The sequence below is a fragment of the Clostridium bornimense genome (assembly GCF_018917145.1).
Lineage (GTDB): Bacteria > Bacillota > Clostridia > Clostridiales > Clostridiaceae > Clostridium_AN > Clostridium_AN bornimense_A.
The window spans coordinates 39,849-54,161 of record NZ_JAHLOD010000015.1 but is presented as its reverse complement, the minus strand read 5'-3'; the positions used below and the strand labels follow the sequence as shown (position 1 = coordinate 54,161).

General features: G+C 29.0%; 16 protein-coding genes and 1 other annotated feature. Of the genes, 4 read left to right on the top strand and 12 right to left on the bottom strand.

Annotated elements, in window-relative coordinates:
* Positions 1-377: 377 nt before the first annotated feature.
* Positions 378-1,550, top strand: a complete 1,173-nt coding sequence (locus tag KQI30_RS07265) for an IS110 family transposase (RefSeq protein WP_216462633.1) — start codon at positions 378-380, stop codon at positions 1,548-1,550.
* A 61-nt stretch (positions 1,551-1,611) separates the two neighbouring features.
* Here KQI30_RS07265 and KQI30_RS07260 read toward each other — a convergent pair whose 3' ends face one another.
* The 9 genes from KQI30_RS07260 to KQI30_RS07220 form a co-directional block, all read right to left on the bottom strand.
* Complete coding sequence (locus KQI30_RS07260; protein ID WP_216462632.1) at positions 1,612-1,965, bottom strand: hypothetical protein; 354 nt, start codon at positions 1,963-1,965, stop codon at positions 1,612-1,614.
* Positions 1,962-4,583: an EndoU domain-containing protein gene (locus KQI30_RS07255; RefSeq protein ID WP_216462631.1), complete on the bottom strand. Its 2,622-nt coding sequence runs from the start codon at positions 4,581-4,583 to the stop codon at positions 1,962-1,964. The genes KQI30_RS07260 and KQI30_RS07255 overlap by 4 nt, the downstream gene beginning before the upstream one ends.
* Before the next feature lie 57 nt (positions 4,584-4,640).
* Positions 4,641-5,273 carry a hypothetical protein gene (locus KQI30_RS07250; RefSeq protein WP_216462630.1) on the bottom strand — a complete coding sequence of 211 codons (633 nt, stop codon included), beginning with the start codon at positions 5,271-5,273 and terminating at the stop codon, positions 4,641-4,643.
* Positions 5,274-5,276: 3 nt separating this feature from the next.
* Positions 5,277-5,861, bottom strand: coding sequence for a hypothetical protein (locus tag KQI30_RS07245; protein ID WP_216462629.1), 585 nt, complete (start codon positions 5,859-5,861; stop codon positions 5,277-5,279).
* A gap of 15 nt (positions 5,862-5,876) precedes the next feature.
* Positions 5,877-6,272 (bottom strand): DUF4280 domain-containing protein, encoded by a 396-nt coding sequence (locus KQI30_RS07240; RefSeq protein ID WP_216462628.1) that lies wholly within the window; start codon positions 6,270-6,272, stop codon positions 5,877-5,879.
* Between the two features lie 4 nt (positions 6,273-6,276).
* The gene (locus tag KQI30_RS07235) at positions 6,277-6,819 is read right to left on the bottom strand and encodes a hypothetical protein (protein WP_253287429.1); all 543 of its coding nucleotides are present in this window, start codon (positions 6,817-6,819) and stop codon (positions 6,277-6,279) included.
* Positions 6,812-8,221 (bottom strand): phage baseplate assembly protein V, encoded by a 1,410-nt coding sequence (locus KQI30_RS07230; protein ID WP_216462627.1) that lies wholly within the window; start codon positions 8,219-8,221, stop codon positions 6,812-6,814. Before KQI30_RS07230 ends, KQI30_RS07235 begins: the two co-directional genes overlap by 8 nt.
* 167 nt (positions 8,222-8,388) lie before the next feature.
* A complete protein-coding gene (gene trpS, locus KQI30_RS07225; RefSeq protein WP_216462626.1) occupies positions 8,389-9,399 on the bottom strand; it encodes a tryptophan--tRNA ligase in 1,011 nt (336 codons plus the stop codon).
* Positions 9,400-9,455: 56 nt separating this feature from the next.
* Positions 9,456-9,653 (bottom strand) — a binding site (T-box leader).
* A 50-nt stretch (positions 9,654-9,703) separates the two neighbouring features.
* Positions 9,704-10,027, bottom strand: coding sequence for a DUF4870 domain-containing protein (locus KQI30_RS07220; protein ID WP_216462625.1), 324 nt, complete (start codon positions 10,025-10,027; stop codon positions 9,704-9,706).
* Between the two features lie 119 nt (positions 10,028-10,146).
* On the opposite strand from KQI30_RS07220, the gene KQI30_RS07215 reads away from it, so the two are divergent.
* Positions 10,147-10,308, top strand: a complete 162-nt coding sequence (locus KQI30_RS07215) for a hypothetical protein (protein WP_216462624.1) — start codon at positions 10,147-10,149, stop codon at positions 10,306-10,308.
* A 144-nt stretch (positions 10,309-10,452) separates the two neighbouring features.
* Positions 10,453-10,755 carry a hypothetical protein gene (locus KQI30_RS07210; protein ID WP_216462623.1) on the top strand — a complete coding sequence of 101 codons (303 nt, stop codon included), beginning with the start codon at positions 10,453-10,455 and terminating at the stop codon, positions 10,753-10,755.
* A 35-nt stretch (positions 10,756-10,790) separates the two neighbouring features.
* Here the strand turns inward: KQI30_RS07210 and KQI30_RS07205 are convergent, their stop codons facing one another.
* Complete coding sequence (locus KQI30_RS07205; protein WP_216462622.1) at positions 10,791-11,225, bottom strand: GatB/YqeY domain-containing protein; 435 nt, start codon at positions 11,223-11,225, stop codon at positions 10,791-10,793.
* Between the two features lie 287 nt (positions 11,226-11,512).
* Here KQI30_RS07205 and KQI30_RS07200 point away from each other — a divergent pair, with 287 nt between their 5' ends.
* Positions 11,513-12,364, top strand: coding sequence for an NAD-dependent epimerase/dehydratase family protein (locus KQI30_RS07200; RefSeq protein WP_216462621.1), 852 nt, complete (start codon positions 11,513-11,515; stop codon positions 12,362-12,364).
* 260 nt (positions 12,365-12,624) lie between these two features.
* Here the strand turns inward: KQI30_RS07200 and ribH are convergent, their stop codons facing one another.
* Together ribH and KQI30_RS07190 are read right to left on the bottom strand one after the other, a co-directional pair.
* Positions 12,625-13,089, bottom strand: coding sequence for a 6,7-dimethyl-8-ribityllumazine synthase (ribH, locus tag KQI30_RS07195; RefSeq protein ID WP_216462660.1), 465 nt, complete (start codon positions 13,087-13,089; stop codon positions 12,625-12,627).
* Positions 13,090-13,110: 21 nt separating this feature from the next.
* Positions 13,111-14,307 (bottom strand): bifunctional 3,4-dihydroxy-2-butanone-4-phosphate synthase/GTP cyclohydrolase II, encoded by a 1,197-nt coding sequence (locus tag KQI30_RS07190; protein WP_216462620.1) that lies wholly within the window; start codon positions 14,305-14,307, stop codon positions 13,111-13,113.
* Between the last annotated feature and the right edge of the window lie 6 nt (positions 14,308-14,313).

Genomic DNA, 14,313 nt, shown 5'->3' with positions numbered 1-14,313 from the left:
TCATCAAAAAATACTTTTTTATAATCTATTTTAGGATTACCTACCCCCTGGTATGATAAGCTAGTAAGGATTAAACAACAATCATATCAAAAACTTAAATTATTTTTCTAATAATATCTTAAGTTAATTATTCTGTTTATATTGTTTAATCCCTCTTATTTTGAGACAATATTCTCGTATAGATAGAGGTTTACTTACGCCCCCTTGAGGCATTTTTATATTATGACCTCGTTATTGAGACTGTTACCTCATCTCTGCGAGATATTGCGTATAAGCTGGATGTAGATTATAAATTTTATAATTCTTCGTATGTCGAACCAGGATGTAACTTGCATTGTATAGAGGATTCTATCTAAACTTTATAAGGAGTTGGTGTTATGTATATTATAGGAATTGATATTGGTAAAAATCATCATGAAGCTACTATTATTGATGATACTGGGGTTATCATTGGTAAATCTATAAAATTCACAAATTCTCATAATGGTGCTAACAAACTTATGGATCATATTTATAAAAATATAGGAAATCAAGAAGTTGTCTTTGGTCTTGAAGCTACTGGACATTATTGGCTTTCCCTTTATTCTTTTTTACTAGAAAAGGGCTACACTATTAATGTAATTAACCCTATTCAATCTGATAGCTTTAGAAATCTTTATATCAGACAAACTAAAAATGACACTAAAGATTCATTTATAATTGCTGAAGTTATCAGATTTGGAAGATTTACTACTACCCAGTTAGCAGACGAAAAAATACTATCTTTAAAACAATTATGCCGATATAGACTTTCTTTAGTAGATAGTGTTTCTGAACTTAAATGTAGAATTATTACTGTTCTTGATCAGATATTTCCTGAATATGAAAAACTTTTTTCTGACACTTGGGGCATAAGCTCTAAAAAATTATTAGAAAAATATCAAACTCCTGAAGACTTTCTCGAACTTGATACTAATAAATTGGCTGACTTTTTGAAAGAACATAGCCGAGGACAGCTTGGCTTTGCCAAAGCCGAAAAGATTCAGGAATCTGCGCAAAATACCTTTGGAATAAAATTTGCACAGAATGCTTTTAAATTTCAACTTAAACAGTTAATTAAGCAAGTTTTATTTATTGAAAATCAAATTAAAGACTTAGACAAGGAAATCGAATTTTATTATAATCAATTTGATTCTCATCTTGAATCTATACCTGGAGTAGGTAAAGTAACTGCTGCCATTATTCTTAGTGAAATTGGTGATATAACTAGGTTTAAAAGTGCTAAAGCTTTAGTTGCTTATGCTGGTATTGATCCAACTGTCAAACAATCCGGACAATTCTTAGCTAATAATAATAAAATGTCAAAACGTGGTTCTCCTTATCTCAGAAGAGCTTTATTCCTATGTGCTTCAACTTGTACATTACACGAAAGCCCACTTAATGATTATTATAACAAAAAGCGTAGTGAAGGTAAGCATCATCTCACTGCCGTGGGCGCAGTAGCTCATAAACTTACACATATTATTTATGCCATTATGAGAGATAATAAGGACTATGAACCTATGTCATAATCCTCATTAAAATTATATATTTCATTATTAAGCTATTAAAAAATTTCATCTCTTTAATGGCTTATTTGTGTTGCTCTTTAAATTTCTTAACCTCTTTACACCATATGTCCACAAGTTCTCTTAAATCTTTTGTGTCAACTTCACACCAGTTTCCCATACCATCTTCAGCTAAATTATCATATATCTGCGTCTTATCCTTATGAATCTCAACACCACACACATTTCCATTTAGCTCTTCATAGTCACTTTCTCCACTTAACACTTTATCAAAGCCCTCTTTAACATAATCCTCAAATGGTGTGACATCTGCTGATAAAAAGGTTGATATCAACATATACTTATTATTGAATTCAAATAAAATATCGTCTTTTTTACCATCCAAAAATAAATATCGTTTCTTATAATTTATCTTCATCTTAATCCTCCTACACTAAAGTCAGGAAATGCACTAATTATCTTGTCAGAATTAACGTCAATATACATTCTAATTTTCAATCCTTTAGATGTATATCCATAAAATTCATTTCCACTTTTAAATATTCTATTATTATAAGCTTCATTGATTCCATCTACAATATCCTGAGCAGTCCAGCTTTCTGGGAAGAATGTTGACTTTCCTCCATTTGCAGTTTTAGCAATGCCACTTATTTCAACCCTTCCAGTATAAATACCTAATTCATCAGGTACTGACTTAGTGCCTTCTATTATTTTGCCTTTTGCTGTAGGAAATCCTTCATAATGAAATCCTACTGCTTTTCCTCTTTTGTTTATCTCCCCTTCTAAAATATGCTTCAATGCATTTTTCGTAAAATTCTTTGTATTTTTCAAATCAGCTATTGACTTCACATAGCTGGTCTCACTAACTTTTCCTACCGAATCATCTCCATGCCCAACAATATAATTTATAAAGTCCTCAAAAGTACTTTTATCATTAGGCAGTGAATATTTTCCTCCATAGGCATCTACTGCTACGCCTTTAGGGTTCAATCTATTTACTATATCATCTATGTATCTTCCTAGCGCTATTAAATCATCTTTCGATTTTCCACTTAGTGCTCTAAAACAATTTCTTAATTCATCACTTATTCCCGGGAATGCTTTGCTAAATTTACTTCCTAAACCTTTTGCAGCCTTTCCTAATCCGTGGAAAATACCTCCTGTAGCTGCTCCTATCATTCCATCAAAAATTAGTGTTCCTATATCTATTTTATGATCCTGAATTAACTGTCTCAAGACACTTTCAAAGACTCCTGTAGCTCCACCAAATAACATCTTACCTGTCAATGTTTCTAAAGCACCAACTGGTCCAAAAACTGCTCCCGATATTGCTCCTATAAATGCTTCCCGCGCTGCACCAAGTACATAGTCCGACATGCTACTTACTTTACCACTAATTATATCCGATGCCGCCATTGTTCCTACAGCAATTGTACCTGATAAAGCAGCACCTGCCATCATTGCTAGTCCTACTCCCCCTGTACCAATAACCAATCCTATTGCTACTGTTGCTACTGCCACTACTGCTAATCCTGCTAACACATTTGTAAATAATTTTCCCCATTGAAAAGGCTCTTCCTCAGGTGGATCTGCTTTCTTAGGTTCATCATCAAATTTTTCATAAGTTTCTCTTATCTGACCATCTTGTACTACATTTTCTCCTAATATATGAAACTCATTTTCTACTGATATACCACTACTGCTTTCTGGTTTTAAAACTAATACCTGACTTGTACCTTTTATTTTTACTTCTTTGGGAGTATTAAATATTATTTCTTCATCAGCTTTCAATGTTAACTTTTTAGGACTACTTAATATTACTCCAACATTATCGTCAAAACTTATACTTAGATTTTCCTTACAGCCTCCCTTTATATTAATGGCATTAGGAGTCATTTCTAACTCACTACCGTGTTCTGTTCCGAAGTATCTTTTACTACTATCACTTGTTTTTTCGCAGCTGCCTCCATTACTTCTTATACAATTTGTAATAATGGGATCATTCATCGTTTCATCTGGAAAATATAAATCAACCTTTGTGCCTACTAGTGGCATAGAATACATAACATTACCAGTAGGTGGAGAATACTTAAACCATGCATTTCCTTTTTCTTCTTGTTTCTTATCAATATCTAACTTAACCTTTACATTTTCACCATCAACAGCTAGTACTTCTCCTTCTAATGAAGCACCGGCTATCATATCATTATATTTTTTAGTAACCCAAATTCCATTCTTTCTACATAAACGATATTTATATATTATTTCTTCATTTTCTATTATACCTTTATATCTTTCAACATATAACTCCTTATTCTTAAAGGTTATTTTATCGCCTATATTATATTTTTCTTTCCTATTAATTTCATAATAAAAGTAATCGGTATCATGAAAACCTGCTTCATAGCCTCCAGCTTTATAAAAACTCTTTAAATCCTTACCAACTTTATAATATGTATCATCTTCTATACAATAACTTTTAGCATATTCTTTTCCAAAACTAAATAAAAACTTTTCATTACTACTATTAATAATTATTGTTTCTCCTATTTCACTAGCAATCCGCTTTAAAAACTCCCAATCTGTTTCTTTATACTGAAAAATAGGTTTACCTATCCTCACGTTATTTTCTCCGGAAAATACAAAATCATAAGGTACATAATCAGTAATAACTTCTTTTACTAGCTCTTCATATGTCATCTCAATATTTTGAAATGATCTACTTTTTACCTCTGTATCTAGCATGCCACTTAAGCTTATTGCTTCAATTTCTAAATAATAATCATTGTCGTACTTAGTAGTATTTATTGTTTTTATTATTCCACAAAACAATAAATTATTATAGTCAGTTTCTTCATAAACATATATCTTATCTTCTGAATCGGCATTAATAGTTGTATTACATTGAAAACTATCATCTATTAGACACTTTAAATATAAGTATCCATGATTATTAGGCTTATTCTCAATAGTAATATCTTCTACTTGCAGTATCTTATAAGGAGATTTTACCCTTATATCACTAACTGCACCCATTCTATCACTCCTTATTATGTTTTGCTCTTTGCGATAATATCTTTATCTAATTTTTTACTACTCTACTGCTTCAATATTTTTAGGATATATTAATTGACATTCGTCCATATATTCACCAGCAATAATATAAATATTCTCATCCTTTATCATTTGTTTGTATTTTTCATCTTCTACCATTTTTAATACAATAGTTTTTAAGTATTCTATTGCTAGTATCTTATACCTCTCACTTTCTTCTAATTTTATTTTTTCTAGTTCTATATCTGACATACTTATTTTATTTTCTAAGCTATTCTTTTTAATTTCCTCTATAAAATTAAAAAGATATTTAAATACAAAAGACATATCAATGCTACCACTACACTGTTTATTATCTAAAAACCAATTTTCATCATAAATATCTACTCTAAAATCACCATTGTCTGCTAATATGTTTGTACGTAAAAAAGAAAAATATATATATTTTACTTTTCCCTTTTCATTTCTTTTCTGAAGCTCTATAACCCTTTGGCATACTTTCGAAAAATCTCTTACTACATCATTAATTATGACGTTTAAATTTTTTTGATATTCCTTATCTAGCTCTACAAAAATTTCTATCCACTTATTCTTAATGTAATCTTGATAAAATTTTTCTACCTTTTTTCTACTCTCATCTCTATTTAGCTTATACCCTATAACTTTATTCACTACTTATTCCTCTTCAATTACCCTTATTTTCTTAATTACCTCTATTACAATATCTCTCCAGTCATTACAATCACTATATTTACAACTAAATCCTCCGAAAGCAGTTTTCCCTTTAAACTCAAAGAAAAACATAATATTATATAAAAATCCATCTATCACAGTAGTTTTAAAATCAAAATATCCTATATTTTTTTCATTAGCTTTTTCAATTTTCATATCAAAGAATACATTTGCTGGATTTAATCTTTGCATCATCTCTTTCATTCCATTTGTTAATGTTTCTACTTTATCTTCATTTAATGGACTGTCTATTATTTTTAATGTAAAGCAAATGCTACCATCATTGTTGCATCGAATAATCTCCGGTCTATCTTCATAGGGATATTTAATTTTTCTTAATTCTAATTTCATATCAGAAAAATCACTAGGTAAATACATAATTAACTTATTATCATAAAACTTAAACTCTTTAAAAATATAATATTCTTTTCCTATTTTTATTTCATTTTCTTCAAGATTCTTGTATCTCTCCACTCTTTCTTTTGCATTAATAATATCAAGTATCTTTTCATCAATATTATCACTCATAAAATTCCTCCTTCTTTATTCATCCTCTTGACCTGTTGTAGCAAATTGTATTATTCCTCCATGAGCACATATTAAGTATGAGTCTGAAATTATAGCTGGTTCACCATCAACTAAAGCATCTTCTTTACACTGTTGCCAAAGATCAAATGCTTCAAAACAACACTTTTTTCCTGATACAGTGCTACCATCTTCCCCTACTAAATATATGTCTCCCTCTCCTTCTTTGCATTCACCATTGCATATTCCAAAATAACTAATATTCTCTTCTGGTACCACATCACATCTATTCATTTTAGGCTTACCCTTTACATAACTTCCATGACTAACTGGCAAGTTTATTTTTCTTTTATGAGTGCCTTTATCGCAAAACATCTTTGCTCCTCGAACAATATAAAAACTATTATCAGACATATATTCACCCCTCACTCACTTCTAATGGTGTTAATTTAATTCCTGTAAATCCTCTTCTAAGTAAACTCTCTGCAACATCAAGCCTCACTACAATTAAAGGCTTGTCTCCTCCTTTTATTTTAAATATCTTTTTACCTTGAACTTTTTTACCATCAAGAACTATTTTCTTTACTATAGTCTTATTCATATTAAAGATAGATTTCTCACTTAAACCATCAACTTCTTCAAATATTGGCAAAACATAATTACCTTGCTTCTTTTCTACATGATCTAGCAAGACTATATTTTTAAACATAATATCTTCATCATATTTTCCAAGTATATTCTTCATATCTTTAGATACTATAAATAATTGATTATCTAATATATCAATAAATTGAATTCTCTCTTCTTTTCTTAAATTAAATATAGTTATGTCTTTTATCTTATATCCATCTTGTCTATTTATACTTCTTTTATCAATTTTCTTAAAAACGTCTAGTAATACTGGTACCTTTAAATACCTTTTATCTTGTTCAAGTAAAAAGTATTCTATTAAATTATTCAATATTAACTTTACCTCCAGTCAAAGTAACATCATCTTGAATTTTTAATTCAGCATTTCCTTGTTTTAAATCTACAGATTCTTCACCAATTATCATAATTGATGTACCACCATTTATTTCGATTTCTTCTTTTGCATCTAATACAATCTTTTTATTACTCTTAATTTCTATACCACCATCATCAGTAAGTCTCATTAGTAAATCTCCATTACCAACAATCTCTACAGAGCCCTCTTTCATTACTACTTCTTTTCCATACTTTGTACCTATACTCTTTACAGATGGATCACTTCTTTTATTTGAGTCTTTTGATTGGACATTTACAGAACTAATAACATATCCATTCTTTTCATCATTGTCTGGGAAATATAGTCTTATATTATCTCCAACCTCAGGCATACAATACCATCCCGTACCATCTTCTGAAGAAAAGACTGTAGAGTATGGTAACCACTGTTTCTTTTCAGAATTTCCTCCGTCAATTTCAAGATTTACTTTTACCTCATCATTTTTTATATCTGAAACTTTTCCATTTAATGAAGTACCACTTATTTTATTGTTAAAATACTTTTTTATCATCATTCCTTTTTTGTCTTTTAAAATATATTTGTTTTTTAGAATACCTTTATCACTTCTTATTTCAACAGAGAAAATATAATAATCCCTTCCTTGAAATTTCACTTTATTACCTAAATTTAAAATTTTATTACTATAAACCTCATAACTAATGGCATTTATTTCACTTATGCTAACTTCTTTATTTAAAATTCTATATTGATGCAAATTTTTCTTTATCGTATAATTCACCTCATCAAGAATATAAACCTCATCACTTTCTGAAGTTCCTAATGAATACTTAATATCATTTAGTTGACATTCTGCTATTACCATAGCATTAAAATGTGATGTTATCCTTTTTATAAATTCCCAATCTGTTTCTTTATATTGAACTATCATTTTGTCTACGTTTACATTGTTAAGTATATCTTCAGAAACCTCTGCATTTTTATAATTGCTATTAATTATGTTCAATATTTCATTATAGCTATATCCACTACTTTGAAATGTTCTAGAGTTCTTAGTAATATCTAAATAGAAACTATTGCTTAATGCTTCTATTACTAATATTCTTGTACCACTCTCTACAATAACTTCTATATTTGATACAATACCTCGAAACAGTATTTTTTCACTTCCATCTTCATTCCTTAATGCAAAAGTAATCTTTGAATTATCATTTGCCTGTTCCACATAATCGTCGAGACTCTCTTCTTTTATAATTCCTTTTACAAATAACTTTCCATGTTCATTCATTTCTCTACTTAAACTAACATATAAAATGCTATCAAATTTATATGGCTCAATAATAATATCACCACAACTATATTGATAATCTACATTCACACACCACACCACCTTTCTTCTTATTATATGATACAATATATTTTTATTTTTGTATATTTTTTCAATAATTTATTTTCAAGTTTTAATTAAACTTTTATATATTCTATATTTACTTAACTATAAATTTTAGACAAAATAAAAAGAACCCCCAAAATGGGAGTTCTTTATTATCTTGCCGGTGGTATAAGACCTATTTTCTTTTGCATTTTTCTTAATGTTTTATTAGCTACATAATTAGCTTTTTCTGCACCTTTTTTATAAACTTCTTCAAGATACTTTTTATCACTTAAGATTTCTTTTACTCTCTTTTGAATAGGTTCTAATTCAGCAACTATAGCTTCACCTACATCTTTCTTAAAGTTAGCATAACCTTGACCTTCATATTTCTTTTCTATCTCTTCAAAACTCATGCCAGTAAGAGTACTTAGTATAGTCATAAGATTTGCAACACCTGGTTGATTTTCAACATCATACTTAACTACACCTAATGAATCTGTTACCGCTCTTGAAATCTTCTTTCTTATAACATCTGGTGGATCCATAATAAATATATAACTATTAGGATTTTCTGCTGACTTACTCATCTTTTTAGTTGGATCTTGAAGGTCCATTATTTTTGCCCCTTCTTTTGGTATATATGGCTCTGGTATTTTAAATGTATCTGAATAAGTGTTATTAAATCTTTGTGCTAAATCTCTTGTTAATTCTAAATGTTGCTTTTGATCTTGACCAACTGGTACTAAATCAGTTTGATATAATAATATATCAACAGCCATAAGTACTGGATAGTTTAAAAGTCCTGCACCAACATTTGCATATTTTGCTGACTTATCTTTAAATTGAGTCATTCTTTGTAATTCTCCAAGATAAGTACTACAATTTAATAACCATTGTGCTTCACTATGAGCCTTAACATGTGATTGAATAAATAAAGTAACCTTATCTACATCTAATCCTGCTGCTATATATATAGCAAGAACTTCTAATGTTCTTCTTCTAAGCTCTGCTGGATCTTGTTTAACTGTTATAGCATGTAAATCTACAACACAATAATAACAATCATATTCCTCTTCATCTTGTAACTTAACCCAATTTTTTAAAGCACCTAAATAATTTCCTATAGTTAAATTTCCTGATGGTTGTATTCCACTAAAAATAACTTTCTTATTTTCACTCATATTTTTTCCTCCATTTTTAATCACTATATAAAATAAAAAGCCCTATAAGCAAAAGCTTATAGGGCGTTAAGTACGCGGTACCACCTATTTTCGAGATTTCTCTCCTCCAAAGCTCTTAACGCGAGCAACGTTATGAGTATGTATTCCTCACACTTCTCAAAGGTCCATTCACTATAAATCCACTATTGTCTCACAGCTACCGACAACTCTCTATAAGCTTTTTTATAGCTACTCTTCCTTATCAATGAAATTACTATTATTAATATAGTATTAACTATACCACTATAAAATATCAAAAGCAATATTAACCAATAAGTTTTTCTGCTGCATCTGCTATTTCTCCTATAACAGGAAATCTATATGGTCTATTTTGAGCAGCATTTACAGCACCTATAACAACAAATATAATCCATATTATCTTAACAAAATCAAAAATAATCCATCCTACAAAAGGAATAGCTCTACATAATACCTTTAATACTGCTACAATTAATCCAAAAACTGTAGATTGCATAGCATGAAACTTAAGTGTGTAATTTCTATCCTCTGTAAAATAAATAATTAATCCCCCCACAAAACTAAATAAGTAGGCTATGATTCCTTTCCATTTATAGCTCTCATCATTCATGTCATTTCACCTCTTCCTATTTATTAATATATATTATAAATTATATTCTCAATTATGTAATTATATTTCCAATTAATATTTCTTATTTTTTTACACAAACTACATTCGAGGTGATTAATATGAATAAAAAAAAATACCTTCCCAAAGAAAGAGGCTATTTAGAAAAAGATTTTGCAACAATCATTAAAGGTGTTCATGATAATATAGTTCAACAAAATATTGCATATCAAGAATTTGATTATACCGATGAATGTGTTGATGATAACTTTGAACCAAAATAATTATTTAGGTGGTATCGTTTATTATTGATACCACCCTTATATCTTTAATGAATTATATATACATATGCCACTACGTATTTACTTTTAGAACTTTTAATGTATAATTATGGTTATACATTATGTACAGGTGGTGAAATAGTATATATGAAAAATTTTTCTTTTTCTTTTGGAACAACCAGTTTGTTAATTATAATTATAAATATAATAAATACATTTTCAGGCTATCCAGACAACAACATATTATTTATATCTAATCCACTTCTTAGATTTTTAGCAAATCATAATATTCTTAAAACCTCTGGGGTAACTTACTATCTATTCAATAAATCTGATGTATTTTTATCTTATGCAATTCACTTTATTTCTTTTATATTGTTAGGAGCTTTACTAGATTTTATCTCTAACATATACAATAAAATGACTATAACAAAAAATTTTATTGTATAAAAAAATTACAGGTAGCACTAACTACCTGTAATTTTCTATAATAAAGATTTAACCATTGGATTAATCTTACCTCTCTCATATCTTCCTGCTACTTTTGGCATTATTTCTTTCATAATTTTACCCATATCTTTAGCAGTATAATTATTAGTGCTTATAATTTCTTTAAGCATATTCTCTACTTCTTCATCACTTAATTGCGCTGGTAAATATGGTGTTAATACTCCAATAGCAAAATTACATTCGCTGATTTTTTCTTCATCACCAAGTTTTTCTGCATATTCTAAAGTTTCTTTTTGTTGTTTTATATTTTTTTCAATTATAGAAACTATTTCTTCATCACTTAAAGTAGTTCTTGTATTAATTTCTTTACCTTTAATATCAGCATTTATTAATCTTAAAACAGCAACCTTAGATTTTTCCTTTGCTTTCATAGCTGCTATTTCATCTTTTTTTAATGTTTCTTTTAACATAATACACTGTTAGCAGTTAAACTCTACTAACGCTTCACCCCTTTACTTTATACTTACAATTGTTATTATACACCAAAAAGAAAAAATTAATCAAATTCACCTATACCACTTTAATATCTTAATTTGATAAATTATTTAATCTACCTCATAAAATTTATACAAAATACTATAACATAATATTGATTTTTTGTCATATAAAGGATATAATTATATTGTATATCACATTTATTATACAGTGTGTGGTATTTAAATAAATATGTTATACTAATAATGAGGTGATTAATTGTATGAATACTATTTTAGTCCTTGGAGGATCTACTTTTGTAAGTAAAGCCATTGCAAAATACTTAATTTCTAAAAACTATACTGTTGATATTTTAACTAGAGGTATCATTCCTATTGAATATACCGGTTTTAGGGAACACATAATCTGTGACAGACATGACCTTGTAAAGCTAAAGAAAAGCCTTGAAAATAAAAATTATGATTATATTATTGATATTTCTGCCTATGAAAAAAGAGACATAGATTTTCTTTTAGATTCCATCAATAAATCTACAGTAAAAAAATATGTCTTTTGTTCCTCAGGTGCTGTTTATCCAAGTACTGATGAAATTATTAGTGAAGCCTATAAAACAGGTTACAATGAAAATTGGGGAAGTTATGGAACAAACAAAAAGGAAGCTGAGGATTCCTTAATCGCTAGCAACTTAAAATATTGTATCTTTAGGCCTACTTATATTTATGGTGAAGATAATAATCTATATCGTGAAAGGTTTTTTATGGATAAAATATTGAATAATGAAACTATTCCAATTCCCCCAAAGAATTCTTCAATCCAATTTATAAGTATTGATGACGTAGTTAAAACTTTTGAATCTGCTATACTAAATGAAGATATAGTTGGTATATTCAACTTAACTCATCCTAGTATATATACTTTTGAAGAAATTGCCTTTACTATTGCTAAAGCTTTAGAAAAAGATTATAAAATAAAAAGAGTGACAGAAAATATTCCTGCTCGTAGTTATTTTCCTTTTAGAGATGTGACTTACTTACTTAATACAGATAAACTAAAAAACTCTAACCTTCATTATCCTACTATTGATTTAGAAGAGGGTATAAGAAAGCTTCTTTAATTTACCAACTTTTATAGTATATCTAAATTTCATATTAGCATCCGTTATAGAAAAGTAGTGGTATTTATATTTTCTTTACAGTTACCACTACTTTTCTATAACAGGTATTAATATCAAATGTAAATCTCTTAAGAAAATTATCTTATTCTATACATAAAATTATCACATTTAAAATCTCAGAAATTCCCCAAAGGGAATTTCCTCCATCACTGTTCACTATACACTGATATATACTTGTGCCATGCATGCTCTATTTCATCTTATCCAATATTCTTAAGTAAATTTGACATTTCTATTGCAGATACTGCTGCATCAAATCCTTTGTTTCCCGCTTTAGTTCCTGCTCTTTCAATAGCTTGTTCTATATTTTCTGTAGTAACTACACCAAACATTACTGGAATTTCTTCATCTAAAGAAATCTTTCCAATTCCTTTTGCAGCTTCAGAACATACATAATCATAATGTGTTGTTGCTCCCCTTATTACTGTTCCTAATGCTACTATAGCATCATACTTACCAGTCTTAGCAAGTTTCTTTGCTGCTAGTGGTAATTCAAATGCTCCTGGTACATATGCTATATCAATATCTTCTTCATTTCCACCATGACGAACTATAGCATCCACTGCTCCTGAAACTAATTTTCCTACTATAAATTCATTAAATCTTCCTGCAACTATTGCAATTTTTAAACCTGATGCCACTAAATTTCCTTCAATTATCATAATTAATTCCTCCTAAAACTTTCATTACTTGAACATATGTCCCATTTTAATTTCTTTAATTTTTAAATATCCTTCATTTATAGGATTACTTTCAATTATTATTGGAACTCTCTCAATAACTTCTACACCAAATCCTTTTATATTTTCAATCTTATCAGGATTATTAGTCATTAATCTTATCTTACCTACTCCTAATTGTGAAAGCATTTGTGCCCCAATATTATATTCTCTCATATCTGCTGGAAAACCTAATGCTATATTAGCTTCTACTGTATCCATACCTTTTTCTTGTAAAGCATAAGCTTTTATTTTATTTACTAATCCTATTCCTCTTCCTTCTTGTCTTAAGTATAATAATACTCCTGTACCTTCTTCTTCAATACGATTAAGAGCTGTCATTAATTGAGCCCCACAATCACATTTTTTAGAATGAAAAACATCACCAGTTAAACACTCAGAATGTAATCTAACTAATGTTGGCTCATCTTTACTTGGATTTCCCTTAACTAAGGCAACATGCTCTTCTCCATTTATCTTGTTCACAAATCCAACTATCTTAAAATCACCAAACTCTGTTGGAAGTTTTGCCTCTGTAACTTTTTCAACAATTATTTCTGTTTCCATTCTATACTTTTTAATTGTTTCTATAGTTAATATCTTTAAATTATGTTCCTTAGCAAAAATTATTAAATCATCTCTTCTTGCCATAGTTCCATCTTCTTTTATTATTTCACAAATTGCTGCTGCACCTTTAAATCCTGCAATTTTTGATATATCCACTGAAGCCTCTGTATGTCCAGTTCTCTCTAACACTCCACCTTTCTTCGCAATAAGCGGAAAAATATGTCCCGGTCTTCTAAAATCTTTAGGCTCCTTTGATTCTGTTAATTGTCTTATTGTCTCCGCTCTTTCAAAAGCTGATATTCCTGTAGTAGTATCTTTATAATCAACAGAAACTGTAAAAGCAGTTTCATGATTATCCGTATTATTAGCTACCATTGGATCTAAAGATAATCTTTTTGCTATATCAATTTCAACTGGAGAACACAAAAGACCTTTAGCATACTTAATCATAAAATTAATATTTTCGCCAGTAGCCATTTCAGCTGGAATTACTAAATCCCCTTCATTTTCTCTACCTTCATCATCAACTATTATAATCATTTTCCCTTTTTTTAAATCTTCTACTGCTTCTTCTACAGTACAAAAATTATTGTTCATATCCTT